Below are 24,810 nucleotides of genomic sequence, written 5' to 3'. Positions count from 1 at the left end.
GCGGGGCGCGGGGTTTTAGTCCGTCGGTCCGCGATGTTTTCCGCAGCATCGCGAACGAATCGTCAGTGCGGGCCGGATGCGGCCCGCTCGGGCGCGGCCGGAAACACCAGCCGCACCTGCGTGCCCTCCCCCGCCCGGCTGTCCAGGGCGATGGTGCCGTTCTGCCGCTTCATCAGCCCGTGGACGATGGCGAGCCCCGCCCCGCGCCCGGCCTCGCGGCTGGTGGCGAAGGGCGCGAGCGCCCGGGCCAGCATCTCCGGCGACATGCCGGCGCCGGTGTCGGCGATGCGGATGCCGACCGCGCCGTCCTCCGGACGCTGGACCGACCGGTCGCCGGGTGCGATGTGGAAGCTCTCGATCCGGATCGTGCCGCCGTCCGGCATCGCCTCGCAGGCGTTGGTGACGACGTGGCCGAGCGCCAGCTCGACCTGGAGCGGGTTGCTGATCGCCCGCGGCAGGCCGGGCGTGCCGGCGACCTCCAGGCGCACGCCGGCGGGCAGGCCGGGGCGCAGGCGCTCCGCCGTCGCGGCGACGAGCGCGTCGAGGTCGATCGGGCGCACGTCGGGGGCGATCTTGCGCGAGTAGGCCAGCAGCTGGCGCGTAAGGATCGCGGCACGCTCGGTGGCGTCGGTCGAGCGGCTCATCGCCCGCTGGATGAACGGCTCCTGGCTGTCGCCGAGCCGGCGCTTCAGCCCGTCGATGTAGCCGATCAGGATCTGGAGGAAGTTGTTGAACTCGTGCGCGACGCTGTTGGTGAGCAGCCCCAGCGCCTCGCGCTGTCGCGACAGCACCAGGGCGCTCTCGGCGTCGCGCCGGCGCGTCACGTCGAAGACCTGCCCGAGGTGGTACGGGCTCCCGGCGATGGGACCGAGGGTCAGGCGCGCCCAGAAGGTGGAGCCGTCGCCGCGCGCCGCCAGGAACTCGGCGCCGTCGTCGAGGGTGCGGCGGTCGGCCGCCAGAAGCCGGACGTTCCGCCCGACCAGGGCCGCGGCTTCCAGCCCGGCGAGGTGCAGCAGGGCCGGGTTGGCGTGCACGATCGGCGCGTCGGGCCGGCGCGGGTCGAACAGGAAGGCGGGCGCCGCGGCATCGAGCAGCGCGGTCCAGCCGGCCTCGAGCGCCGGTTCGTCGAAGGCGTCCGCGTCGGGCTCTGCCATGCTCTCGTCCGGCCTCGCGGAGCGACGGCCCCGACGCGCTCAGCGATAGCCGCATCGCGCCGGACGGCCAAGCCTGAAGCGCGGCCGCGGGACGCGGCGGCGGTCGGGCGCCCAAGTGCAGAAGCGGGTCCGCCGTCTCTCGCAGGCCCCATCCGGGGCTGCGTCGGGCCTCAGGCCCTTCAACACAATCGCGTCATTCCGCGGCGCCGAAGGCGCACGCAGAATCCAGAACCGCAGGCCGTGCTCGGGAAAGCGCCACCGACGGGTCTGGATCCCCGGCTCCGCTGCACGTCCCCGGGACGACGGAGCGGAGGACCGACCGCCCCCCGACAGCCTCTACTGCCGGATCCACATCACCCGGGCGATCCAGGCGATCTCGCCGACGTTGAGGTTGCGGTCTTCGTGCTCGGGGTTGAGCGAGGCGAGCTCGACCGTGCGCGCGGTGCGCCGGCGGAGTTCCTTGGCCAGCACCTCGCCGGAATGCAGCCGCACCACCACGCGGTCGCCCTTGCGCACGCCGGCCGATGGCGAGACGATCAACACGTCGCCGTCGCGGAACAGCGGCAGCATCGAATCGCCTTGAACCTCCAGGGCGAAGGCGCGCTCCTCGCCGAGATCGGGAAACTCGATCTCCTCCCAGCCGGGGCCGCCGGTCGGCATGCCCTCGTCGGTGAACTGGCGGCCGGCGCCGGCCTGAGTCAGGCCGATCAGCGGAACGGTCGCGCGCGGCGGCCCCTCGCGCGCCTCGATCAGCCGCAGGAAGTCGTCGAGGCTGGCGCCGGTCGCGGCCAGCACCTTCGACACCGACTCGGTGGAGGGCCAGCGCTTGCGGCCGTCGACGCCGACGCGCTTGGATCGGTTGAAACTGGTGGCATCGAGGCCGGAACGTCGGGCGAGGCCGGATGGCGAAAAGCCGTGGCGCTCGGCCAGACGGTCGATGGCATTCCAAATCTGCTCGTGGGACAGCATGCGTGACCAAGGCGAAAACGACCGCTGAGACGCACGGCCTAGTTGTAGGAAAGTAGAACTACGGATTGAAAAAGGCAATCGGCCGAATGGGTGATCCACGCCGTTCCGCTGGCCCGGTCGCACCCCGAAACGGTTGCCAGGAGGCGGCCCGGCACCCTATCGACGGCGCATCGGAGACCGGGTGCCGCGATGACGCTGATCTACAAGATCTGTCCCGAGACGCTTTGGCGGGACGCGGAGGGCCTCGGCCGGTTCACCGGCGCCGGGATCGACCGGGCCGACGGTTTCATCCACTTTTCCACAGCCGCGCAGCTCGCGGAGACCGCGCGGCGGCACTTTTCCGGACAGAACGACCTCGTGCTCGTCGCCGTCGAGGCGGAGGCGCTCGGCCCCGCGCTGCGGTTCGAGCCCTCCCGCGGCGGCGATCTGTTCCCGCACCTCTACGGCGACCTGCCCCTCGACGCGGTACGCAGCGTGAGCGCGCTGCCGCTCGGCCCCGACGGCGTGCCCGCGCTGCCCGCGGAGATTCCGGCATGATCGGCGCCCTGTTCCCGCTGCTTCGCCCGGCCCTCCACGGCCTCGACGCGGAGCACGCACACAACCTCACCGTTCGCGCGCTGACCCTGCTGCCGGCCCGCACGCCGCCGGCCGACGATGCTCGGCTCGCGGTCGAGGTGTTCGGCCGAAGGTTTCCGAATCCGGTCGGGCTCGCGGCGGGCTTCGACAAGGGCGCGCAGGCGGCCGACGCCCTGCTCGGCCTGGGTTTCGGCTTCGTCGAGGTCGGCGGCGTGGTGCCGAAGCCCCAGCCCGGCAACCCGCGCCCGCGGGTGTTCCGGCTTCCCGGCGACCGGGCGGTGATCAACCGTTTCGGGCTCAACAGCGCCGGCCTCGACGTCGTCGCCGAGCGCCTGCGGGCGCGGGCCGGGCGGCCGGGGATCGTCGGCGTCAACATCGGCGCCAACAAGGACGCGACCGACCGGCTCGCCGACTACGTCGCCTGCACCGGGCGGCTGGCGCCGCTGGTCGACTTCGTCACCGTCAACGTGTCGTCGCCCAATACCCCGGGCCTGCGCGACCTCCAGGGCGAGGCCTTCCTCGACGACCTGCTCGCCCGCGTGGTCGCGACCCGCGACGCGGCCGCGGCCCGGAACGGCACGAAGGCCGCGATCCTCCTGAAGATCGCCCCCGACATCACGCTGGACGCGCTCGATGCGATCTGCGCGACCGCGATCCGCCGCGGGGTTCAGGCGCTCGTGGTCTCGAACACCACGATCGCGCGGCCGGCCTCGCTCACCGAGACGAAGCTCTCGGGGGAGGCCGGCGGCCTGTCCGGCCGTCCGCTCTTCGCGCCCTCGACGCGGATGCTGGCCGAGACCTACCGGCGCGTCGGCGACAGGCTGCCCCTGGTCGGCGTCGGCGGCATCGACTCGGCCGAGGCCGCCTGGACCAAGATCCGCGCCGGCGCGAGCCTGCTGCAGCTCTACTCGGCGCTGGTCTACGAAGGCCCCGGCCTCGTCTCCACGATCAAGCGCGGCCTGCTCGAGCGGATGCGGGCCGAGGGGCTGGCGAGCTTGGCCGACATCGTCGGGCGCGACGCGAAGGCGTTGACCAAAGCGGCTTAGACCGGCGCCCTTCCCTCCCCCGCAGAGGGGGGAGGGAGGGCGCGGCTTCGTTTGCAGTCACGGGAGCGCTTGCCGCCCGCTCACGCACGCCGCCGCGTCCCGACCAGCACCGCGCCGGCGACGACGGCGCCGATCAGACCCCACTTCACCGGCAGCAGCGCGGCCCCTTCGCTCGGGAGCGGTTCCGCGACGAAGCGGCCGGGTGCGATCTCCACCCCCGGCTTGCCGTGCGCCCGCGCGTCGGCGATCTGGCTCGCCGTGACGGCCCAGGCGGCATCCCGGGCGCGGTCGTGCGCCATCATCGCGATCGCGACCGCGCAGCCGGCCGCCAGCGCCGCGACGATCCGAACCCGTGCCTGCATCGACCGACCCTTCGCCGTGTCCGGAAACGAGAACCATTAAAAATGCGCGCGTGCCGGACGCATGAGGGGGGTGCGCCGGGGCACGATTGAGAAGCACCCACGCGGTCTCTTATCTCGCAAGTGCGTGATCGCCACGCGCGAAACCCGATTCAGGCCCCGTCATGACCGACCCCGTCGCCACGCCCAAGCGCTCCTCGGCCGCAGGCGGCTGGGGCGCGTTGAAGAGCTGCGGCAAGCATCTCCTCGGCAGCCGCTCCCCGCTCTCGGGTGCCCGCGCCCTGCTTAAGGCGAACCAGCCCGACGGGTTCGACTGCCCCGGCTGCGCCTGGGGCGACCCGGAGCACGGCTCGTCGTTCGAGTTCTGCGAGAACGGCGTGAAAGCGGTGTCGTGGGAGGCCACCGACAAGCGCACGCCGCCGAAGTTCTTCGCGCGCCACACCGTGACCGAGCTGCGCGGCTGGAGCGACTACGCCCTCGAAGGCGAGGGCCGCCTCACCCATCCGATGCGCTACGATTCCGCGAGCGACCGCTACGTCGCGGTGACGTGGGACGCGGCCTTCGCCGAGATCGGCGCGACGCTGCGCGGCCTCGACCACCCGGACCAGGCCGAGTTCTACACCTCCGGCCGCGCCTCGAACGAGGCCGCCTACCTGTACCAGCTGTTCGCCCGCGCCTACGGCACCAACAACTTCCCCGACTGCTCGAACATGTGCCACGAGGCCAGCGGCATCGGGCTCGGCCAGGCCATCGGCATCGGCAAGGGCACGGTGCTCCTGGAGGATTTCGAGAAGGCCGACGCGATCTTCGTCGTCGGGCAGAACCCCGGCACCAACCACCCGCGCATGCTGGCCGACCTGCGCAAGGCCGCCGAGCGCGGCGCCAAGGTCGTCGTGTTCAACCCCGTGCGCGAGCGCGGCCTGGAGCGCTTCGCCGACCCGCAGAACACCGTCGAGATGCTGCGCGGCGCGAGCCGGCCGATCGCCAGCCACTACCTGCAGCCGCGGCTCGGCGGCGACATGGCCGCCTTCCGCGGCATCGCCAAGGCGGTGTTTTCCGCCGACGACGCGGCGCTCGCCGCCGGCCGCCCCTCGGTGCTCGACCGCGCCTTCCTCAACAGCCACACCGAAGGCCTCGCCGCCTACCGCGCCGCGGTCGACGTGACCACTTGGGACGCGATCGAGGACCAGTCGGGCCTCGCCCGCGCCGTGCTCGAGGAGGTGGCGGCGATCTACGTCGCCTCGTCGAAGTCGATCGCCACCTGGGCGATGGGCGTGACCCAGCATCGCCACTCGGTGGCGACGGTGCGCGAGATCGCCAACCTGATGTTCCTGCGCGGCAACATCGGGCGGCCCGGCGCGGGCCTGTGCCCGGTGCGCGGCCACTCGAACGTGCAGGGCGACCGCACGGTCGGCATCAACGAGAAGCCCCCGGCCGCCCTGCTCGACGCGCTCGAGCGCGAGTTCGGCTTCGCAGCGCCGCGCCGGCACGGCCACAACGTGCTGGCCGCCATCGGCGCGATGCTCGACGGCAGCGCCAAGGCCTTCATCGGCCTCGGCGGCAACTTCGCCCGCGCCACGCCGGACACGGCCCTAGTGGCCAAGGCGCTGGCCTCGTGCGAGCTGACCGTCCACATCGCGACGAAGCTGAACCACTCGCACCTGGTGCCGGGCCGGGTCGCCTACGTGCTGCCCTGCCTCGGGCGCACCGAGATCGACCGGAACGCCGCCGGCAAGACTCAGATCGTGACCGTCGAGGATTCGATGAGCATGGTCCACGGCTCGGGCGGCATCAACAAGCCGGCCTCGAAGGAGCTGCGCTCGGAGATCGCGATCATCGCCGGCATGGCCGCGGCCACCGTCTGCTCGGGCCGGATCGACTGGGCGGAAATGGCCGAGGATTACGACCGCATCCGCGACCGGATCGAGCGCACGATCCCGGGATTTACCGGCTACAATGTCCGGGTGCGGCGCCCGCGCGGCTTCATGCTGCGCAATCTCGCCGCCGAGCGGGTGTTCGAGACCGCCACCGGCCACGCCAACTTCTCCGCCGACGCGCTCCCCGAGGCGACCGAGCATCAGGTGGCCTCGACGGCCGAGAACACCTTCGTGCTGCAGACCTTCCGCAGCCACGACCAATACAACACCACGATCTACGGCCTCGACGACCGCTACCGCGGCGTCTACGGCGAGCGCCGGGTGATCTTCTGCCACCCGGACGACCTCGCGACCCTGCGTGAAAGCTTCGGCGAGCGGGTCGACGTGATCGGACTGCATGCGGACGGCACGTCGCGCATCGCCGAGGATTTCCGGCTGGTGCCGTTCGACATGCCGCGCGGGAGCCTGGCCGGCTACTATCCCGAGCTCAACGTGCTGGTGCCGCTCTCGACCTTCGGCGCCGAGAGCGACACGCCGACCTCGAAATCGGTGCTGGTCACGGTGCGCGGTCGCGCGGAAGCGGCCGCGGCGGCTTGAGCGAGGCCGACGACGCCGCGTTCCTGGCGCTGGTCGACGCGATCGCCCGCCGGCGGCCGGATCTCGGATCGATCGAGGCCGTGCTGCTGGCGGCGGCGCAGGGCGGCTTGGCCGCCGACAGCCGCGGCCTCGCCAAGGCCCTCGACGTCGCCCACGCCCACGCGCTGCGCGCCGTCACCGCCCTGGAGGAAGCCGGGCTCGTCGCGGTGGGCCGGCGCGACGCCCGGTCGGGCCGGGCGCATTACGCGCTGACCGGGGACGGCACGGCCCTGGTCGCCGCCGCGGCGGCCGACCCGGCTTGACGCCTGCCTGCGGGGCGGCGAACCCGTGGGGCAGCGTTCGAGGGAAGCGAGGGCTCGGGATGGACACGATCCACCGGTCGGCCGCGGCCGGCTATGCCGCCCAGGCCGACACCTACGTCAGCGGCCGCCCGGACTATCCGCCCGCCCTCGACGGCTGGCTGCGCGACGATCTGCGGCTCGGCCCCGGCCGCACCGTGCTCGACCTCGGCGCGGGCACCGGAAAGTTCACCCCGCGCCTCTCCGCCACCGGGGCGCGCGTCGTCGCCGTCGAGCCGGTGCCGGAGATGCTGGCACGGCTCGCCGCGCGAAATCCCGATGTCGCGGCCCATCCGGGGCATGCGGAGGCCATCCCCCTCGCGGACGGTTCGGTCGACGCGGTCGTCTGCGCGCAGTCCTTCCACTGGTTTTCCACCCCGGCGGCGCTCGCCGAGATCCGCCGCGTGCTCCGCCCCGGCGGCACGCTCGGGCTGGTCTGGAACGTGCGCGACGAATCCGTGCCCTGGGTCGCGGCGCTGACGCGGATCGTCGACGCCTACGAGGACGACACCCCGCGCTACCGCACGCAAAACTGGCGCGCGGTGCTCCCCGGCCCGGGCTTCGGCCCCCTGCACGAGCGGCGCCTGCCGCACCGGCACGTCGGACCATCGGAGGACGTGATCGTCGGCCGTGCGCTCTCGGTCAGCTTCATCGCCGCCCTGCCCCCGGGCGAGCAGGCGGCCGTCGCCGCCGAGATACGGGGGCTGATCGCCGCCACGCCGGACCTCGCCGGGCACGACAGCGTGGCCTACCCCTACGAGACGGTGGCGTGCCACTGCACGGCATCGGGCTGACCGGTCGCGATTTGATGCCGGAACAACCCAGGACGTTGTCACGAGCCAGGAAGGGGAGACCTCATCGCGGGAGGAATATCGAACTCCCGAGCGATGTCCGTGATCCCTGGATCACGGGAATGGCTCCATTTGAGAGATCGCGTTTTCTGCACGCGAACCGGAAGCAACCTCGCCCTGGAATGCTCCAGCTCTTTCCCCGAAGCGAACACGACGATTGCCACGATCGGCGCCGTCATCCTCTCGGATGAGCCGGCAGCGGATCGATCTGCAGAGGCGCGGGGCGAACGAGGCCGCACGCCCGATCGCCGATCGCGAGGGTCTTCATCTGATCGGCCTCGAAGCGTTCGGCGAACGCGTCGGGAATCGCGCACCACGCCCGATGCGTTTCGATCCAGGCGATCGCAATGGCGCCATTCCGCTGCAGATCACCGAACAGTGTGCAGGTCGCCTCAGGCGTCTTCGTGATCGCCGACTTCGGACCGGCATTCACCGCCGCCACGAACGCCCTGCGTTCCTCGATCATCTCTTGAAGTTTGCCGCACTCGGCTGGCTGCGCGAGCGCTACGGTTCCATGCAAGGCGCTTCCCGCGAGAGCGGCCGCCAGTGGTCGAGAGATCGCGCTCAGCATGAGCTTGTCTCTTCGCGTCGCCGCAGCGTCGGAGATGGCTACGGCGTGTGGTGCGCGTTGCGCGTTTCACGCGGATCGGCGCTTCCCGAAAGCGGCCATTCGTCGGCCGCCCGTCCCCTCACTGCCCCTTGGCCTTGATCGCCTCCGACCACGTCACCGCGCGCTTGGCCATGCCGACGTGCTGGCGCTCGTACATGCGGTTCTCGACCTTGATCGCCGCGCGCTTGGCGTTCTCGGGCCGGTCGAAGGCCTCGAGCACGAGGCGGGCGCGGCGGACCTCCTCCTCGGTCGGGGCGAAGGAGGTGTTGGCCGGCTCCAGCTGGTTGGGGTGGATCAGCGTCTTGCCGTCGAAGCCGAGGTCGCGCGCCTGACGGCACTCGGCGCGGCAGCCCTCAACGTCGCCGATGTCGTTCCACACGCCGTCGAGGATCGTCAGCCCGGACGCGCGGGCCGCGGCGAGGGTGAACATCATCCACGGCAGCATCGGCACGCGGCCGGGCACGAGCTGGGCCCAGGTGTCCTTGGCCAGGTCGTTGGTGCCGAGCACGAAGCAGGTGAGCCGGGTGCGCCGGTCGCGGCTGGCGCGGGCGATGTCCTGGATGTTCAGGATCGCGGCCGGCGTCTCGATCATCGCCCAGACCGCGATGTCGTCCGGCGCGTCGAGGGCCTCGAGGTGGTCGGCGATGCTCTCGAGCACGGCCGGCGAGGACACCTTCGGCATCAGGATCGCGTCCGGCCGCGCCTCGATCGCCGCGCGCAGGTCCTTCTCGCCCCACGGCGTCTGGGGGGCGTTGACGCGGATGATCAGCTCGCGGTCGCCGTACGCACGGCTCTTGACCGCGGCGCAGACCTGATCGCGGGCGAGATCCTTCTCCTCCATCGAGACCGCGTCCTCGAGGTCGAGGATCAGGCAGTCGGCCGGCAGGGTCTTCGCCTTGTCGAGCGCACGCTGGTTCGAGCCCGGCATGTAGAGGACGCTGCGGCGGAGGCGGAGATCGGACATTCGGCTGGGACCCCGGATAAAATCGCGCGACCCTACCGCAACGCACTCGCCTGACCAGGGGCCGCAGCGCCGAAACCCGGAGATTCCGGCGCAATCGAAACCGCCGACGCCGTGTCGTTCGTGCAACGGCCGGGCCCCGCTTTGGTCACGTTCCGCGGCCAAGGGCTGGGGAAACGCCACCGATCGAAGGGCAAGACCATGCTGCGACACGCACTTTTCGGGCTGATGCTGACGGCGGGCCTCGCCCTGCCGGGGACGGCCTCGGCCGCCAGCAACACGGTGGTCGGCGTCGGCTCCGGCGCGGTCGCCGGCGCCCTCGTCGCCGGCCCGATCGGGGCGGTGGCGGGGGCGGTGATCGGGGGCGTCGTCGGCTCCTCGAGCGAGCGGGCGCGGCGCCCGCGGATGCGGCGCGCCCGCCTCGTCCGGCAGCGGCGCGCGGAGGCGCCGGCCCGGCGTAGCGTGCAGCGCAGGGTCGAGGCGGTGCCGCCGGCCGGGTCCGCGCCGACCACCTGGAAGGACCCGCGCTGAGGCGGGCCGCTCAGGCGCGGCCCGGGAGGAACGTCCGCCGGGCGAGCCCCGGATAAGCCAGCGCCTGCCCGATGCCGCGCGCCCCGAGGAAGGCGAGGAAGGCCAGCCACAGGCCGGCATTGCCGAGATTCAGGCCCTGCACGAGCACGAGGGCGGCGCAATAGGCGGCGAGCGCGGCCAGCATCAGGTTGCGCATCGCCCGCGTCCAGGTCGCGCCGATGTAGATGCCGTCGTAGGCGAAGGGCAGCGCCGCGACGAAGGGGGCGGCGGCGGCCAGCGGCAGGTAGCGCCGCGCGACCGCGCGCACCGGCTCGCTCGTGGTGACGAAGTCGATGAAGGCGTGGCCGCCGACGAGCGCCAGCAGGCTGACGCCGAGGCCGAAGCCGAGGCACCAGCCGAGCGACAGCGCCGACGCCTTGCGGAACCCGCCGGCGTCGCGCCCGCCGACCGCCTGCCCGCACAGGGCCTCGGCGGCGGTGGCGAAGCCGTCGAGGAAGAACCCGCCGATCAGAAACAGATTCCACAGCACCGCGTTGGCGGCGAGCACCGCGTCGCCCTGGCGTGCGCCGAGCGCGGAGAACAGGACGATGCCCGACACGAGCGCCAGCGTCCGCACGATCACGTCGCCGTTGACCGCGAGCGTGCGCCGCAGCGCGACGGGATCGCGGACCTCGGACCACGGCACCCGCCAGGGCTTCGAGCCGAGGCGGACCAGGATCGCCAGGCCGAGGGCGAGGCCGGCCGCCTCCGCGATCACCGTGGCGAGGGCGGCGCCGGACAGGCCGAGGTCGAGGCCGAGGACCAGCGCGAGCGTCAGGCCGATGTTCACCAGGTTGATCGCCACCTGCAGCAGCAGGCCGAGATCGGTGCGGCCGCGCCCGAGCACCGAGCCGAGCACGGCGTAGTTCGCCAGCGCGAACGGCGCCGAGAGGATGCGGATGTGGATGTAGGTCGCGAGGCCCGCGATCACCGCGGGGCTCGCGCCGGTGATCCGGAAGGCGGCGGCCGCGATCGGTCCTTGCAGGACGACCAGGGCGAGGCCGGCGACGAGGGCCGCCGCGAGGGCGCGCGCCAAGGTCCGGTCGACCTCGGCGCCGTCTCGGGCGCCGACCGCCTGCGCGGTGAGGCCGGCGGTCGCCATACGCAGCGCGCCGAACGACCAGAACAGCGCGTCGAAGATCACGGCGCCGAGGGCGATCGCCCCGAGCAGCGCGGCGTCGCCGAGCCGCCCGATCACCGTGGCGCCGACGAAGCCGAGCATCGGCGTGGTGACGTTGGCGATCGTCATCGGCAGGGCGAGCGCGAGTACGCGCCGGCCGGTGATGGGGAGAGGTGGGGTCAAAGGCTCTGGAGGTTCCGGTGCGTCGCCCGCGCTACGCCGCGCGAGCGCGAGCGCGAAGAGGGATGCATCATCGGCCGCGGAGCGACGTCAGTTTCCCTTCGACGCCTGATGCAGGTGCCAGCGCATCGCGGCATATCCGATCGCCACGATGATGACCGGCAGGACGACGTTGGCGTAGATCGCGAGTTCCATCACCTGAGTGTCCCGAGCACGTGCCGCGCCATGAGGTGGAGCAGCAGGGCGGCAAGAGGCCAGAGTATAGCAGTTCCCGCGTAAAAGGCACCGCCGCGACCGGGCAGCGCCGCGCCCAGCCCATACAGCGCCGCCGCGGTCGGACCGAGGATGCCGACGGTGATGCTGGCCGTCGATGAGCGATCGAGGGCGTTGGCGAGAAGTTTCGCACGTTCGTTGGCGATCGCCAGGTCACGCTTGGCCTCGTCCTCTCCGCCCATCGGCGACCCCTCTCGTCGGATCGCTCTCCTACCGCGAGACCGCGAACAGCCGCGAGATGAGCCACAGCGGCACCACCACCACCGCGCCGGCCAGGATCCAGCCGCCGAAATCGTGGAAGGTGGCGAGGCCGAGATCGATCAGCGCGCGGGCCGCGTCGTAGATCTGCCAGAACAGCCGCGCCGGGGTCAGCCCGAGCATCGCCATGAAGGCGCCGACCAGGACCGAGAGGAACAGCAGCCGTAGGAACACGCCGGCCGGCGAGCCGCCGAGGAAGCGGCGCAGGGCCGAAGCGCGATAGCCCGGCGGCGGTCCCTGGTAGGGGTCTCCCGAATAGTTCTGGCCTGGGCGGCGCGGGTCGTGCTCGACGATCATCGACATTCCTTTGCGGGATGAAGGTCTTCCAACCGTCCGAAGCCGGCGGAACCGTGACGGATGCACCACACCGGGCGCGAAACCGGATCGTGGTTCGGGCGTTAGGCGGTTTCGCCGGCCGAACCGAGATGGCAATGCAGCGCTCGCGCGCCAAGATGGGTTCGGAATTCGCGGATGCCGTGACGCCTCGCCCCGCGCAGCCCCAAGAGACGAGACGAAACGCCCCATGATCGACCACGCCCTGTTCGACCCGGCGACGATCGATCCGGACACCAAGCGCCTTAACGCCGAGATCGTCGCGGCGCACGCGGCGCAGGCCGACCCGTGGTCGCTGCCCATCGCCGAGGTGCGCGCGCGGCGCCGCGCCGGCACGCCCGCCTCGCCCGCGATGCCGCGCAGCGCCCGCGCCGAGACCATGACGATCGACGGCCCCGGCGGCCCGCTGAACCTGCGGGTGATCCGCCCCCGGGCCGGCGTGAAGCTGCGCGGCGCCTACCTGCACATCCACCGCGGCGGCTGGGTCTGGGGCTCGGCCGACGAGCAGGACCCGTGGCTCGAGCGGATCGCCGACACCTGCGGCTTCGTCTGCCTCTCGGTCGAGTACCGCCTCGCCCCCGAGCATCCCTACCCGGCGGCGCTCCTCGATTGCGAGGCGGCGGCGCTCTGGCTCGCCGGCCCGGGCAAGGCCGAGTTCGGCATCTCGGCGCTGACCATCGGTGGCGAATCGGTCGGGGCGCACCTCGCGGTGATGGTGCTGCTGCGCCTGCGCGACAAGCACCGGCTTCCGCGCGCCTTCCGCGGCGCGAACCTCAACGCCGGCTTCTTCGACCTCGGGCTGACCCCGTCGGTGCGCAACTGGGGCGACGAGCGCCTCGTGTGCAACACCACCGACCTCACCGCCTTCGCCGACGGCTACGTCCGCAACGGCATCGACCGGCGCCGGCCGGACGTGTCGCCGATCTACGCCGACCTCAAGGGCCTGCCGCCGGCCCTGTTTACCGTCGGGACCTGCGACCCGCTGCTCGACGACACGCTCTACATGTCCGCCCGCTGGGCGGCGGCGGGCAACGGCGGCCACACGGCGGTCTATCCCGGCGGCTGCCACGTCTTCATCCGCTATCCCGGCGCGATGACGGAGCGGGCGCTGGAGCTGATCGACCGCTTCCTGATGGCGCTCGCCTGAGCCGGCGCGCGGCGGCCGACCCGAGCGCCCTGCCGCCGGCCTTCGCCGCCTGGTTCGCCGCGCGCGGCTGGGCCCCGCGGCCGCACCAGCTCGACCTGCTGCGCATCGCGGGCGCCGGCCGCTCGGCGCTGCTCGTCGCCCCGACCGGCGCCGGCAAGACGCTCGCCGGCTTCCTGCCGAGCCTGGTCGCGCTGTCGCAGAGCCGGGCGAAGCCCTCCGAGCGCCGGCTCCACACGCTCTACATCTCGCCGCTGAAGGCGCTCGCCGTCGACATCGCCCGCAACCTCGACGCGCCGGTGGAGGGAATCGGCCTGTCGCTGCGGATCGAGACCCGCACCGGCGACACCCCGTCGCACAAGCGCACCCGCCAGATCGAGCGGCCGCCGGACATCCTGCTGACCACGCCCGAGCAGCTCGCCCTGCTCATCGCCCACCGCGAGGCGACCGAGTTCTTCTCCGGGCTGCGCTGCGTCGTCCTCGACGAGCTCCACGCCCTCGTCACCTCGAAGCGCGGCGACCTGCTGTCCCTGGCGCTCGCCCGCCTGCACCGCCTCAGCCCCGGCCTCACCGCGATCGGGCTGTCGGCGACGGTGCGCGAGCCGGACGAGCTGCGGAAGTACCTCGTGCCGCAGAACGCCGCCTTCCCTCCCCCCCCTGCGGGGGAGTGTGGCCCGCGAAGCGGGTCGGGAGAGGGGAGCGCCGCTCCCGGAAATGTCGCGCCCCGCTCCCGACCCTCGCTCACGCGAGGCCCACCCTCCCCCGCAGGGGGGGGAGGGGAAGGTCCACGCATGGCCGACCTCGTCGTCGTCGCCGGCGGCGCGGCGCCCGACCTGCACCTGCTCGACACCGGCAAGACCTTGCCGCTCGCCGGGCACACCGCGTGGCATTCCATGCCGGCGATCTACGACCTGATCCGGGCGCACCGCACGGTGCTGGTCTTCGTCAACACCCGGCTCCAGGCGGAGTACACCTTCCAGGAGCTGTGGCGGCTCAACGACGACGTGCTCCCGATCGCGCTCCACCACGGCTCCCTCGACGCCACCCAGCGCCGCCGGGTCGAGGCGGCGATGGCGGCGGGCTCGCTCCGGGCGATCGTCTGCACCGCGACGCTGGACCTCGGCATCGACTGGGGCGACGTCGACCTCGTGGTCAACGTCGGCGCGCCGAAGGGGGCGAGCCGGATCATGCAGCGGATCGGGCGCGCCAACCACCGCATGGACGAGCCGTCGAAGGCCTACCTCGTCCCCGGCAACCGCTTCGAGATCCTGGAATGCCAAGCGGCGCTCGACGCGGTCGAGGAGGCGGCGCAGGACACGCCCGATGCCCGCCTCGGCGCGCCGGACGTGCTCGCCCAGCACGTGCTCGGCATGGCCTGCGCCGACGCGTTCGACCCGGTGGCGCTCTACGACGAGGTGATCTCGGCCGCCCCCTACGCCACCCTGTCCTGGGAGGATTTCGAGGCGGTCGTCGACTACGTCGCTACCGGCGGCTACGCGCTGCGCGCCTACGAGCGCTTCGCCAAGATCCTGCGCGGGCCGGACGGGCTGTGGCGGGTGCGCGACGCGCGCGTCGCCCAGCAGTATCGGATGAACATCGGCACCATCGTCGAGGCGGCCAAGGTGAAGGTCCGCCTCGCGCGCGCGATGCGGGGCAAGCCCAACACCGTGCTGCCGAAGACCGGCCGGGTGCTCGGCGAGATCGAGGAGGACTTCGCCGACACGCTGACGCCGGGCGACACCTTCCTGTTCGCCGGCGAGGTGCTGCGCTTCGAGGGCCTGGCCGAGGACGAGGCGATGGCCACGCGCGCCGGGCCAGGGACCGACCCGGCGATCCCGTCCTATGCCGGCTCGAAGTTCCCGCTCTCGACCTACCTCGCCGCCCGAGTCCGCGCGATCATCGCCGACCCGTTCGAGTGGGACCGGCTGCCGCGCCAGGTCGCCGACTACCTGCTCCTCCAGCGCAGCCGCTCGCTGCTGCCGGGCGAGCGTGACCTCCTGGTCGAGACCTTCCCGCGGGCCGGGCGCCACTACCTCACGGCGTTCCCGTTCGAGGGCCGGCTCGCGCACCAGACGCTCGGCATGCTGCTGACCCGGCGGCTGGAGCGCGCCGGCCTGCGCCCGCTGGGCTTCGCCGCCAACGATTACGGCATCGCGATCTTCATGACCCGCGACCTGTCCGAGCGGATCGCCCGGGATCCCGCCTTCCTCGAAGACCTGTTCGCGCAGGACATGCTCGGCGACGACCTCGACGCCTGGCTCGACGAATCCTCGATGATGAAACGCACCTTCCGCCAATGCGCGGTCATCGCCGGGCTGATCGAGCGCCGCCATCCCGGCATGAAGAAGACCGGCCGGCAGGTCACGATCTCCACCGACCTGATCTACGACGTGCTGCGCAAGCACCAGCCCGACCACCTGCTGATGCGCGCCGCGCGCCAGGATGCGGCAACCGGACTCCTCGACGTGAGGCGGCTCGGCATGATGTTGGAGCGCATCCAGGGGCGAATCACCCACAAGGCCCTCGACCGGGTCTCGCCGCTCTCGGTCTCCGTGATGCTGGAGATCGGGCGCGAACGGGTCTACGGCGAGGGCGCCGACGAGATCCTGGCCGAGGCCGAGGCCCAGCTTCTCGAGGAGGCGCTGGGGTGACGCCGCCCTCCCCTACCGACGAGGACACCATCTTGGCGCTCGGCCTGAGACTCGAGAAGACTCAAAAATCCCCCGGCCTGCAGCTGTCCGGCGAGACCCTCACCCTCGACCGGTGCGGCGGCCTGTGGCTGGCCGATCACCGCACGCTGATCGTCTCCGACCTCCACCTCGAGAAGGGCTCGGCCTACGCCGCCCGCACCGGCCAGTTCCTGCCGCCCTACGACACCCGCGAGACGCTGGCCTGCCTGCACGAGGCGGTGGCGCGCTTCGACCCGGCCTGCATCGTGGCGCTCGGCGACAGCTTCCACGATTCCCGCGGCCCCGAGCGGATGGAGCCCGGCGACCGGGCGATGGTCGCCGCCCTGCAGCAGGGCCGCGACTGGGTCTGGATCGCCGGCAACCACGACGCCGCCGTGAGCGAGGGCGTCGGCGGTCGCTACGCCGAGGTGATGACGCTCGGCGGCCTCACCCTCCGCCACGAGCCGACCCCGGGCGCGGCGCCGGGCGAGATCGCCGGCCACCTCCACCCGTGCGGCAAGGTCGCGATGCGCGGACGCGCGGTGCGCCGCCGCTGCTTCGTCACCGACGGCACCCGCCTGGTGATGCCGGCCTTCGGGGCCTATGCCGGCGGCCTCAACGTCCGCGACGCGGCGTTCGAGCCGCTGTTCTCGGCGGGGTTCACGGCGCATCTCCTCGGCGACGGCCGGGTGTTCTCGATCGGGCGGTCGATGCTGGCGAAGGATTGAGGTTTTCGCCCGCGTGCTAGCGGGCAGCACCGTCGGGCGTGGACGAACGGTGCGCCCCACCATATGCTTCCGTCATGTCCGTCGAGGTCGTTTATCTGCTGCGCAAGGACGAGCCCGGCTTCCGGGACCTCGATACCGTGGTGCTGCTCGAGCCGGCCCGCTCGCATGACGGCGAGACGATCCCGGCGGGGCGTGCAGGAACCGTCGTCGGCGTCTGGACCGACAGCCCGGATTGCATCGTCGAGTTCTCGGAGCCGGACGGCGCGCTGGCCACCGTGCCGGCAACGATCCTGACGCATGCGACGCCGACCGCTCTGCGATGAGCGGATCGTCGCTCCCGCAGAACCTTGCCATTCCGGGCGACAAGATCGCCCGATACCTTCTCAATCCCGATCATCCGCAAGGCGGATCGAAGGCACGCTTCTTCCTCGGCTTCGGACTCAACCGCGAGCGGACGACCGAATTCGCGGATGCGCTGTTTCTGCAGGCCCTGCGCGCATCCGTTCGCATGGTCACGCCGACATCGCCGGATCGGCGGGTGATCGCCTGCATCGGTCCGATCGCGACGCCGTCGGGACGCGAACCCTGGATCCGCACCGTGTGGCTGGCCGAGCGCGACGAGGTCGGACGCCTCGTCACGGCCCATCCCGATCGGGCTCGCAGCGCCTGAAGGTATGGTCGCGTCAGGACCGGCGCCGCGCCGCGTCAGGAGCATCCGTGTCCCTCCCCCTCGTGCTCCGGCAACGTCAGCCCGAAATGCTGGACGAGGTCGGCGACCTGGGCGGGGCTGAGATGGCGCGGGTTGAGGTTGCGCAGGAGCAGGTAGAGCTTGGCGGTCTCCTCGAGCTCCTCGGTGGCAAAGACCGCGGCCTGCAGGCTCGCGCCGGCGACGACCGGGCCGTGGTTGGCGAGCAGCACCGAACTGTACTTCCCCGCCAGGCCCCGGATCGCGTCGGCGACGCCTGGGTCGCCGGGGCGGTAGTACGGGACCAGCGCCGTGCCGCCGGTGCGCATCAGGTAGTACGGCGTCAGCGGCGGCAGCACCGCCTTCGGATCGATCTCGGGCAGCATCGACACCGCGACCGCGTGCGTCGAGTGCAGGTGGACGATGGCGCGCGCCTCGGCGCGGCTCTCGTAGAGCGCGGTGTGGAGCGGGATCTCCTTCGTCGGCGTGTCGCCGGAGACCACCCGTCCCGTCGCGTCGAGACGCGAGATCCGGGCCGGGTCGAGGAAGCCGAGCGAGGCGTTGGTCGGGGTCACCAGCCAGCCGCCGTCATCGAGCCGAAGGGAGATGTTGCCCGAGGAGCCCGGCGTCAGCCCGCGCTCGAACAGCGAGCGCCCGTAGCGGCAGATCTCCTCGCGCAGCGTCGACTCGCTCATGTTCGGTTCCTCAAGCCCGATCTCCTATGCGGTCGCGCCCGCCACCAGCTCGAAGCCGAGGTCGATCGTCTCGGCCGGGCCGCCGGCCGCCAGGCGCTCGGCGGCGACCGCGCCGATTCGCAGCCGCGGCGTGCGGATGGTCGAGAGCGGCTGCGGCATCGCCGCGGTGATGTCGAGGCCGTTGTAGCCGAACAGCGCGAGCCGGTGCGGGATCGACCAGCCGCGCGCCAGGCAGCAGAAGTAGCCGCCGAGCGCCATGTCGTCGTTGGAGAAGTAGACGGCGTCGAGGTCCGGCGTGCGGTCGAGCAGCCGGTCCAGCGCCGCCCGCCCGGCCGCCGCGGAGGACGGCTCGGCGACGATCTCGCGGTCGATCAGCCCGTGCCCGGCGCCGTTCAGGGCCGCCTCGAAGCCGGCGAGCCGCTTGCCCGCCCGGAGGTCGCGCAGAATGTCGTGGCCGACATAGCCGATGCGGCGGTAGCCCCGCCCGAGCAGGTGCGTGGCGCTCGCCTCGCCGACCGCCCGGTTGGAGAAGCCGACGACGAGGTCGAGGCCCGGCCCGTCGGTGTCGATCATCTCGACCACGCGGATCCCGGCGGCGCGCAGGAGCGCCACGGTGCCGGGATTGTGCTCCACCCCGGTGACGACGAGGCCGGCCGGGCGCCACGACAGCAGCGCGCCGACCAGCGCCTCCTCGCGGTCGGGATCGTAGTCGGAGACGCCGATCACGCTCTGGAAGCCGATGCGGTCGAGCGCCCCCGTCAGCCCGCGCAGCAGGTCGGGGAAGACGATGTTGGCGAGCGACGGGATCACGATGCCGACGAGCTGCGAGCCGGCCGACGCCGCGTTGCCCGCGAGCGACCCGGCCAGCCGGTTCGGCACGTAGCCGAGCTCGGCCACGGCCGCGGCCACCCGGTCTGCGGTGCGCTTCGAGAACGAGCCCTGGTTGCGCAGCACCCGCGAGACCGTGCTCTCGCCGAAACCCGATTCCCGGGCGACGTCCGCCAGCGTCACGAGGCGCCGATGCAGGTTCATGGAGGCCCTTCGCGTGGCGATGCGCTCAGCGACATATCGAGCATCGCTGTCACCCGCAAGCTGATTGGCAGCGCTGCCAAACTGAGATAGGCAGGTTTCAAGCGCCGGGAAACGGTGCGGAACCAAGCAGAACGCCGGCACGCCAAGACGTCGGCGACGGAGGACGCCATGAGTTCACCAGCCGCCGTGCTGCCGGGCAGCGCCGTGCCATCGAAGGACTTCGTCGAGCAGACCTATACCAAGGTGTTCTGGCGCCTCGTGCCGTTCCTGATGCTCTGCTACGTCGTCGCCTACCTCGACCGGGTCAACGTCGGCTTCGCCAAGCTGCAGATGTCCCAGGACCTCGGCTTCAGCGAGACGGTCTACGGCTTCGGCGCGGGCGTGTTCTTCGTCGGCTACTTCCTGTTCGAGGTGCCCTCGAACGTGATCCTCCACCGGGTCGGCGCGCGGATCTGGATCGCCCGGATCATGGTGACCTGGGGGATCATCTCGGGTGCGTTCCTGTTCGTGAACTCCGCCACGACCTTCTACGTCATGCGCTTCCTGCTCGGGCTGGCCGAGGCGGGCTTCTACCCGGGCGTGATCCTCTACACGACGGCCTGGTTCCCGGCGCATCGCCGGGCCAAGGTCATCGCCGTGTTCATGGCCGCGATCCCCGTCTCGGGCATCTTCGGCAACCCGCTCTCGGGCTGGATCATGGATGCCTTCAACGGCGCCCACGGGCTCGCCGGCTGGCAGTGGATGTTCGTGATCGAGGCGGTGCCGGCGGTGCTGGTCGGCATCGCGGTGTTCTTCTACCTCGACAACCGGGCCTCGGAGGCCAAGTGGCTGACCGACCCCGAGAAGGCGGTGATCGAGCGCGACATCGCCGCCGACAACGTCGGCAAGGAGACGAGCCCGCACTCGATCGCGACCGTGTTCCGCAACGGCCGCGTCTGGTTCATGAGCTTCATCTACTTCTGCTTCGTCACGGGCCAGTACGGCCTGACCTTCTGGATGCCGACGCTGGTGAAAGCCACCGGCGTACAGGGCAACCTCAACATCGGCCTGCTCAGCGCGATCCCGTTCCTGTTCGCGGTGTTCGTGATGATCCTGCTCGGGCGCAGCGCCGACCGGATGCGCGAGCGCCGCTGGCACCTGATCGTGCCTGCGCTCTGCGGCGCGGTCGGCTTCGTCGTCGCCGCCACCGCCGGCAGCACGGTGATCGCGATCATGGCGCTCTCGATCGCCGCGGGCGGGGTGCTCACCTGCGCGCCGCTGTTCTGGTCGATGCCGACCGCGTTCCTGTCGGGGGCGGGCGCCGCCGCCGGCATCGCGCTGATCAACTCGGTGGGCAACCTCGCGGGCTTCGCCAGCCCCTACGTGATCGGCGCCCTGAAGGACTACAGCGGCAACACCGCCACCGGCATGTACGCGCTCGCCGCCATGCTGGTGCTCGGCTCGGTCGCGACCTTCGTGACGCCCAAGCGCCTCGTGAACCGCTGAACCGGCGCACCTTCCGCAGACCCCCGACCGGACATCCCCGATGACAGCACCCTCCTCCGCCCGGCACGCCGCGGTGATCGGCCTCGGCTCGATGGGCTTCGGCATGGCGGCCTCGCTGCAGCGGGCCGGCTTCACGGTCGCGGCCTGCGACGTGAACCCCGAGGCGGTCGCCCGCTTCTCGGCGGCCGGCGGGCGCGGCACGGCGAGCCCGGCCGAAGCGGCGGAGGGCGCGAGCGTCGTGATCTGCGTCGTCGTCAACGCCGCCCAGACCGAGGCCGTGCTGTTCGGCGAGGCCGGCGCCGCGGCGGCGATGCCGGAGGGCGCGGTGTTCGTCTCCTCGGCGACCATGGACCCGGCCGTCGCCCGGCGGCTGGCGGCGCGGCTCGAGGCCACCGGCCGGCACTACCTTGACGCGCCGATGAGCGGGGGCGCGGCGCGCGCCGCCGACGGGGCTCTGACCTTCCTGGCCTCCGGCTCGGCCGCCGCCTTCGACGCGGCGCGCCCGGCGCTCGGTGCGATGGCCGGCACGCTCTACGAGCTCGGCGACGAAGCCGGCCAGGGCGCGGCCTTCAAGATGATCAACCAGCTGCTCGCGGGCGTGCACATCGCTGCCGCGTCGGAAGCCATGAGCTTCGCCGCCAAGCAGGGCCTCGACCTCGCCCGCGTCTACGAGGTGATCACGAAGTCGGCCGGCAATTCCTGGATGTTCGAGAACCGGATGCCGCACGTCCTCGACGGCGATTACAGCCCCAGAAGCGCGGTCGACATCTTCGTCAAGGACCTCGGCATCGTGCAGGACATGGCGCGCGCCGAGAAGTACCCGGTGCCGGTGGCGGCCGCCGCCCTGCAGATGTTCCTGATGGCGTCGGGCTCGGGGATGGGCCGCGACGACGATGCCTCCGTCGCGCGGCTCTACGCCCAGGTCTCGGGCGCGACCCTGCCGGCCGCGAAGCGCTGAGGAAGTCCATCCATGCCGCGCTTTGCCGCCAACCTCACCCTGATGTTCACCGAGCTCCCCTTCCTCGACCGCTTCGCAGCAGCCGCGGACCAGGGCTTCGGCGCCGTCGAGTTCCTGTTCCCCTACGCGCATCCGGCCGACGCCATCGCCGACCGCCTGGCGCGCCACGGCCTGACCCAGGCGCTGTTCAACCTGCCGCCGGGCGACTTCGAGGCCGGCGAGCGCGGGCTCGCGGCCCTGCCCGAGCGCTTCGACGAGCTGAAGCAGGGCGTCGCGACCGCTCTGCGCTACGCCGAGGCCACCGGCGTCGGGCGCCTCCACCTGATGGCGGGGCTGGCCGACCCGAACGATCCGGCCGCGCGCGACGCCTACCGCCGCGCCGTCGCCTGGACCGCCGACGCTCTCGGCACGGCGGGCCTCGACCTCGTGCTGGAGCCGATCAACGGCCGCAACATGCCGGGCTACTTCCTGAACGATTTCGGGGCGGCGGCGGCGCTGATCCGCGACCTCGCGCGGCCGAACCTGAAGCTGCAGTTCGACCTCTACCACTGCCAGATCCTGCACGGCGACGTGACGATGCGGCTGCGCGCGCTGATGCCGATCGTCGGCCACGTGCAGACCGCCTCGGTGCCGGGGCGACACGAGCCCGGCACCGGCGAGATCGACGACGCCTTCCTCTTCGCGGAGCTCGACCGGCTCGGCTACGACGGGTTCGTCGGCTGCGAATACAATCCGGCCGCCGGCACCGTCGCGGGCCTCGGCTGGTTCGCGCCCTATCGCGAAGGCCGGCGGGGGGATGCACGATGAGCCTGCCGCTCGCGCTCGGCTGCGTCGCCGACGACTATACCGGCGCCTCGGACCTCGCCAACACCCTGACCAGGGCCGGCCTGCGCACGGTGCAGACCATCGGCGTGCCGGCCGACGACCTCGCCCTGCCGGCGGTCGACGCGGTGGTGGTGGCGCTGAAGAGCCGGTCGATCGACCCGCGCGAGGCGGTGGCGCGCTCCCGCGAGGCCGACGCCTGGCTGCGCCGGCGCGGTACCGGCCACGTGCTGTTCAAGGTCTGCTCGACCTTCGATTCGACCGAGGCCGGCAATATCGGCCCGGTGCTCGACGCGCTGCGGGCGGATGCGGCCGAGCCGATCGCGCTCGTCACCCCCGCCTTTCCCGAGACCGGGCGCAGCGTCTACCAGGGTCATCTCTTCGTCGGCGCGACGCTGCTCGCCGAGAGCCCGCTGAAGGACCACCCCCTCAACCCGATGCGCGATTCGAGCCTCGTGCGGGTGCTGGCCCGCCAGAGCGCCGGCACGGTCGGGCTGATCGACATCGCCACCGTGACGCGCGGTCCGGACGCGGTCGCCGCGCGCCTCGACGCCCTGGCGAAGGAGGGCCACGGCGCGGCCATCGCCGACGCGATCTTCGATGCCGACCTCGAGATCCTCGGCCGCGCCGCCTTGCGGCACCGCGTCTCCTGCGGCGCCTCGGGCCTCGGCCTCGGGCTCGCCCGCGCGCTGGTCGCGGACGGGCGCGGCGCATCCGGCGCCGGTGCGGTGGCGGGCGAAGCGGTCGGCGGCCACGCCGCGTGCCTCGCGGGCAGCTGCTCGCAGGCGACGCTGGCGCAGATCGAGGCCGCGGCCGATCACATGCCGGTGCTGCGCCTCGACACCGAGCGGCTGCTGTCCGGCCCCGGCGAGGTCGAGGCGGCCATCGCCTGGGCCGCCGAGCGCCTTGCCGCCGGCCCGGTCCTCGTCGCCAGCAGCGCCGCGCCCGACGCGGTGCGCGCGCTCCAGGCCAGGCACGGCGGCGCCGCGGTCGGCCAGGCGATCGAGGCGGCGCTGGCGCGGCTCGCCGCGGACCTCGTCGCCCGCGGCGTCCGCCGGCTCGTGGTCGCCGGCGGCGAGACCTCCGGCGCGGTGGTCGACCATCTCGGGCTGAAAGCCTTCCTGCTCGGCCCCGAGATCGCCGCCGGCGTCCCCGTCCTGCGCACGGCCGGCGGCGATCCGATGCTGCTTGCGCTGAAATCCGGCAACTTCGGCGGCCGCGACTTCTTCCTGCGCGCGCTCGCCCTGATGCAGTGAGCGATACGGGTGCTTCTCGCTTCCCTGACCGCCTTCGAAAGTCTCGTCGCGCCTTCGCTCCCCCCGACGGATCTCGGGCTTGCCCGAGATCCGCACCTTGTGTGCCCAAGTCGTGTGCCCAAGTCGGGCAGGCCCGACTCGGGTGCGGGGGGGGCCGGTAGGGCAACGCAGATCGATCGCGGCCGAACATGCCGACCAAGGAGCTTCCCATGCACGCCCTGATCCTCGGCGCCGCCGGCATGATCGGCCGCCGGCTCACCAAGGCCCTGGTCGCGTCCGGCGCCGTCGGCGGCGCGCCGCTCGACGCGCTGACCCTGATCGACGTGGTCCAGCCCGACGCGCCCGCGGGCTTCGCCGGCAACGTCCGCACCGAGGCCGCCGACCTCACCGCGCCGGGCGCGGCCGACGCCGCCATCGCCGGGCGGCCCGGCCTCGTCTTCCACCTTGCAGCCGTCGTCTCGGGCGAGGCGGAGGCGAACCTCGAGCTCGGCTACCGGGTCAACCTCGACGGCACCCGCCTGCTGCTCGATGCGATCCGCCGCGCGCACCTGGCCGACAGCTACCGGCCGAAGGTGGTGTTCACCTCCTCGCTCGCGGTGTTCGGGCCGCCGCTGCCGCCGGTGATCGGCGACGACTGGATCGTCACGCCGGCTTCCTCCTACGGCACCCAGAAGGCGATGGGCGAGTTGCTGGTCGCCGACTATTCCCGCCGCGGCTTCCTCGACGGCATCGCCTTGCGCCTGCCGACGATCTGCGTGCGCCCGGGCAAGCCGAACAAGGCGGCGTCGGGGTTCTTCTCCGGCATCATCCGCGAGCCGCTGGCCGGCCAGCCGGCGATCCTGCCGGTGCCCGAGACCGTGCGCCACTGGTTCGCGAGCCCCTCGGCCGCGATCGGCTTCCTGCTGCACGCGGCCGGGCTCGACCTCGCCCGCCTCGGGCTGCGGCGCGCGCTGACGCTGCCGGGGGTGTCGGCCACCGTGGCCGAGGAGATCGAGGCCCTGCGCAAGGTCGGCGGCGACAAGGCGGTCGCCCTGATCCGCCGCGAGCCCGATCCGGCCGTCGCCCGCATCATCGAGACCTGGCCCGAGGCCTTCGCCACCGAACGCGCGCTCGACCTCGGCTTCACCGCCGACGCCTCGTTCGACGCGATCGTCGCCGAGCACGTCGCCGAATTCCACGCCGGGACATAAACCTATGTGACATTTCGTCAGGCACGGTCGAACCGGGGATGCGACGCGTTAGAACGGGTCGAGCCTCCGGGAAA

At 72.2% G+C, this 24,810-nt stretch carries 26 protein-coding genes; 16 read left to right on the top strand and 10 right to left on the bottom strand.

Annotated features, from left to right (window positions below):
* Nucleotides 1-62 precede the first annotated feature (62 nt).
* Together MKK60_RS17355 and MKK60_RS17350 are read right to left on the bottom strand one after the other, a co-directional pair.
* Nucleotides 63-1,154 carry an ATP-binding protein gene (locus tag MKK60_RS17355; protein ID WP_243987671.1) on the bottom strand — a complete coding sequence of 364 codons (1,092 nt, stop codon included), beginning with the start codon at nucleotides 1,152-1,154 and terminating at the stop codon, nucleotides 63-65.
* A 336-nt stretch (nucleotides 1,155-1,490) separates the two neighbouring features.
* Entirely contained in the window at nucleotides 1,491-2,123 is a 633-nt protein-coding gene (locus MKK60_RS17350) for a helix-turn-helix transcriptional regulator (protein WP_147727904.1), read from the bottom strand.
* 189 nt (nucleotides 2,124-2,312) lie between these two features.
* Here MKK60_RS17350 and MKK60_RS17345 point away from each other — a divergent pair, with 189 nt between their 5' ends.
* Together MKK60_RS17345 and MKK60_RS17340 are read left to right on the top strand one after the other, a co-directional pair.
* Nucleotides 2,313-2,660, top strand: coding sequence for a DUF952 domain-containing protein (locus MKK60_RS17345; RefSeq protein WP_147843452.1), 348 nt, complete (start codon nucleotides 2,313-2,315; stop codon nucleotides 2,658-2,660).
* Nucleotides 2,657-3,745, top strand: a complete 1,089-nt coding sequence (locus tag MKK60_RS17340; RefSeq protein WP_243987664.1) for a quinone-dependent dihydroorotate dehydrogenase — start codon at nucleotides 2,657-2,659, stop codon at nucleotides 3,743-3,745. Before MKK60_RS17345 ends, MKK60_RS17340 begins: the two co-directional genes overlap by 4 nt.
* Nucleotides 3,746-3,825: 80 nt before the next feature.
* Here MKK60_RS17340 and MKK60_RS17335 read toward each other — a convergent pair whose 3' ends face one another.
* On the bottom strand, nucleotides 3,826-4,107 hold the full coding sequence (locus MKK60_RS17335; RefSeq protein WP_147843450.1) for a hypothetical protein: 282 nt from the start codon (nucleotides 4,105-4,107) through the stop codon (nucleotides 3,826-3,828).
* A gap of 161 nt (nucleotides 4,108-4,268) precedes the next feature.
* On the opposite strand from MKK60_RS17335, the gene MKK60_RS17330 reads away from it, so the two are divergent.
* Genes MKK60_RS17330 through MKK60_RS17320 form a run of 3 tightly spaced genes read left to right on the top strand, consistent with a single transcriptional unit; the run spans nucleotide 4,269 to nucleotide 7,710 of the window.
* Nucleotides 4,269-6,578, top strand: a complete 2,310-nt coding sequence (locus MKK60_RS17330; RefSeq protein WP_243987657.1) for an FdhF/YdeP family oxidoreductase — start codon at nucleotides 4,269-4,271, stop codon at nucleotides 6,576-6,578.
* Nucleotides 6,575-6,880 (top strand): hypothetical protein, encoded by a 306-nt coding sequence (locus tag MKK60_RS17325; protein WP_243987649.1) that lies wholly within the window; start codon nucleotides 6,575-6,577, stop codon nucleotides 6,878-6,880. Before MKK60_RS17330 ends, MKK60_RS17325 begins: the two co-directional genes overlap by 4 nt.
* A 59-nt stretch (nucleotides 6,881-6,939) precedes the next feature.
* Nucleotides 6,940-7,710, top strand: a complete 771-nt coding sequence (locus MKK60_RS17320; protein WP_243987647.1) for a class I SAM-dependent methyltransferase — start codon at nucleotides 6,940-6,942, stop codon at nucleotides 7,708-7,710.
* A 232-nt stretch (nucleotides 7,711-7,942) separates the two neighbouring features.
* Here the strand turns inward: MKK60_RS17320 and MKK60_RS17315 are convergent, their stop codons facing one another.
* Both MKK60_RS17315 and MKK60_RS17310 read right to left on the bottom strand, forming a co-directional pair.
* On the bottom strand, nucleotides 7,943-8,338 hold the full coding sequence (locus tag MKK60_RS17315; protein WP_243987646.1) for a hypothetical protein: 396 nt from the start codon (nucleotides 8,336-8,338) through the stop codon (nucleotides 7,943-7,945).
* 118 nt (nucleotides 8,339-8,456) lie between these two features.
* Nucleotides 8,457-9,341: an HpcH/HpaI aldolase/citrate lyase family protein gene (locus tag MKK60_RS17310; RefSeq protein WP_147729473.1), complete on the bottom strand. Its 885-nt coding sequence runs from the start codon at nucleotides 9,339-9,341 to the stop codon at nucleotides 8,457-8,459.
* A 198-nt stretch (nucleotides 9,342-9,539) separates the two neighbouring features.
* Here MKK60_RS17310 and MKK60_RS17305 point away from each other — a divergent pair, with 198 nt between their 5' ends.
* Nucleotides 9,540-9,869, top strand: coding sequence for a hypothetical protein (locus tag MKK60_RS17305; protein ID WP_243987644.1), 330 nt, complete (start codon nucleotides 9,540-9,542; stop codon nucleotides 9,867-9,869).
* Between the two features lie 10 nt (nucleotides 9,870-9,879).
* On the opposite strand, the gene MKK60_RS17300 is transcribed toward MKK60_RS17305, so the two are convergent.
* The 3 genes from MKK60_RS17300 to MKK60_RS17290 all read right to left on the bottom strand — a co-directional run bounded on the left by MKK60_RS17300 (nucleotide 9,880) and on the right by MKK60_RS17290 (nucleotide 12,036).
* Nucleotides 9,880-11,157, bottom strand: a complete 1,278-nt coding sequence (locus tag MKK60_RS17300) for an MATE family efflux transporter (protein WP_243951504.1) — start codon at nucleotides 11,155-11,157, stop codon at nucleotides 9,880-9,882.
* 245 nt (nucleotides 11,158-11,402) lie between these two features.
* On the bottom strand, nucleotides 11,403-11,663 hold the full coding sequence (locus MKK60_RS17295) for a hypothetical protein (RefSeq protein ID WP_243987642.1): 261 nt from the start codon (nucleotides 11,661-11,663) through the stop codon (nucleotides 11,403-11,405).
* Nucleotides 11,664-11,691: 28 nt separating this feature from the next.
* Nucleotides 11,692-12,036 carry a DUF6460 domain-containing protein gene (locus tag MKK60_RS17290; RefSeq protein ID WP_147844799.1) on the bottom strand — a complete coding sequence of 115 codons (345 nt, stop codon included), beginning with the start codon at nucleotides 12,034-12,036 and terminating at the stop codon, nucleotides 11,692-11,694.
* A 226-nt stretch (nucleotides 12,037-12,262) separates the two neighbouring features.
* Here MKK60_RS17290 and MKK60_RS17285 point away from each other — a divergent pair, with 226 nt between their 5' ends.
* The 5 genes from MKK60_RS17285 (at nucleotide 12,263) to MKK60_RS17265 (ending at nucleotide 17,283) form a co-directional block, all read left to right on the top strand.
* Complete coding sequence (locus MKK60_RS17285) at nucleotides 12,263-13,219, top strand: alpha/beta hydrolase (protein ID WP_147859546.1); 957 nt, start codon at nucleotides 12,263-12,265, stop codon at nucleotides 13,217-13,219.
* On the top strand, nucleotides 13,216-15,867 hold the full coding sequence (locus tag MKK60_RS17280) for a ligase-associated DNA damage response DEXH box helicase (protein WP_243987714.1): 2,652 nt from the start codon (nucleotides 13,216-13,218) through the stop codon (nucleotides 15,865-15,867). Before MKK60_RS17285 ends, MKK60_RS17280 begins: the two co-directional genes overlap by 4 nt.
* A 32-nt stretch (nucleotides 15,868-15,899) precedes the next feature.
* Nucleotides 15,900-16,613 carry a ligase-associated DNA damage response endonuclease PdeM gene (gene pdeM, locus MKK60_RS17275; protein ID WP_147859558.1) on the top strand — a complete coding sequence of 238 codons (714 nt, stop codon included), beginning with the start codon at nucleotides 15,900-15,902 and terminating at the stop codon, nucleotides 16,611-16,613.
* A gap of 74 nt (nucleotides 16,614-16,687) precedes the next feature.
* Nucleotides 16,688-16,936: a DUF4926 domain-containing protein gene (locus MKK60_RS17270; RefSeq protein ID WP_147728298.1), complete on the top strand. Its 249-nt coding sequence runs from the start codon at nucleotides 16,688-16,690 to the stop codon at nucleotides 16,934-16,936.
* On the top strand, nucleotides 16,933-17,283 hold the full coding sequence (locus MKK60_RS17265; protein ID WP_243987640.1) for a DUF6883 domain-containing protein: 351 nt from the start codon (nucleotides 16,933-16,935) through the stop codon (nucleotides 17,281-17,283). Before MKK60_RS17270 ends, MKK60_RS17265 begins: the two co-directional genes overlap by 4 nt.
* 35 nt (nucleotides 17,284-17,318) lie before the next feature.
* On the opposite strand, the gene MKK60_RS17260 is transcribed toward MKK60_RS17265, so the two are convergent.
* Nucleotides 17,319-17,993: an aldolase gene (locus MKK60_RS17260; RefSeq protein ID WP_243987638.1), complete on the bottom strand. Its 675-nt coding sequence runs from the start codon at nucleotides 17,991-17,993 to the stop codon at nucleotides 17,319-17,321.
* 24 nt (nucleotides 17,994-18,017) lie between these two features.
* A complete protein-coding gene (locus MKK60_RS17255; protein ID WP_243987636.1) occupies nucleotides 18,018-19,025 on the bottom strand; it encodes a LacI family DNA-binding transcriptional regulator in 1,008 nt (335 codons plus the stop codon).
* 168 nt (nucleotides 19,026-19,193) lie between these two features.
* Here MKK60_RS17255 and MKK60_RS17250 point away from each other — a divergent pair, with 168 nt between their 5' ends.
* The 5 genes from MKK60_RS17250 (at nucleotide 19,194) to denD (ending at nucleotide 24,736) form a co-directional block, all read left to right on the top strand.
* Entirely contained in the window at nucleotides 19,194-20,510 is a 1,317-nt protein-coding gene (locus MKK60_RS17250; protein ID WP_243987634.1) for an MFS transporter, read from the top strand.
* A 40-nt stretch (nucleotides 20,511-20,550) separates the two neighbouring features.
* Entirely contained in the window at nucleotides 20,551-21,468 is a 918-nt protein-coding gene (gene ltnD / locus MKK60_RS17245) for an L-threonate dehydrogenase (RefSeq protein ID WP_243951403.1), read from the top strand.
* 12 nt (nucleotides 21,469-21,480) lie between these two features.
* Complete coding sequence (gene otnI / locus MKK60_RS17240; RefSeq protein WP_243987632.1) at nucleotides 21,481-22,275, top strand: 2-oxo-tetronate isomerase; 795 nt, start codon at nucleotides 21,481-21,483, stop codon at nucleotides 22,273-22,275.
* 2 nt (nucleotides 22,276-22,277) lie between these two features.
* The gene (gene otnK / locus MKK60_RS17235; protein WP_243933950.1) at nucleotides 22,278-23,546 is read left to right on the top strand and encodes a 3-oxo-tetronate kinase; all 1,269 of its coding nucleotides are present in this window, start codon (nucleotides 22,278-22,280) and stop codon (nucleotides 23,544-23,546) included.
* 209 nt (nucleotides 23,547-23,755) lie between these two features.
* Nucleotides 23,756-24,736, top strand: a complete 981-nt coding sequence (gene denD / locus MKK60_RS17230) for a D-erythronate dehydrogenase (RefSeq protein WP_243987630.1) — start codon at nucleotides 23,756-23,758, stop codon at nucleotides 24,734-24,736.
* Nucleotides 24,737-24,810 lie beyond the last annotated feature (74 nt).

The organism is Methylobacterium sp. J-092 (genome assembly GCF_022829325.1).
Classification (GTDB): Bacteria; Pseudomonadota; Alphaproteobacteria; order Rhizobiales; family Beijerinckiaceae; genus Methylobacterium.
The sequence above is the reverse complement of the archived record's forward strand: the minus strand, read 5'-3'. Positions and strand labels throughout refer to the sequence as shown.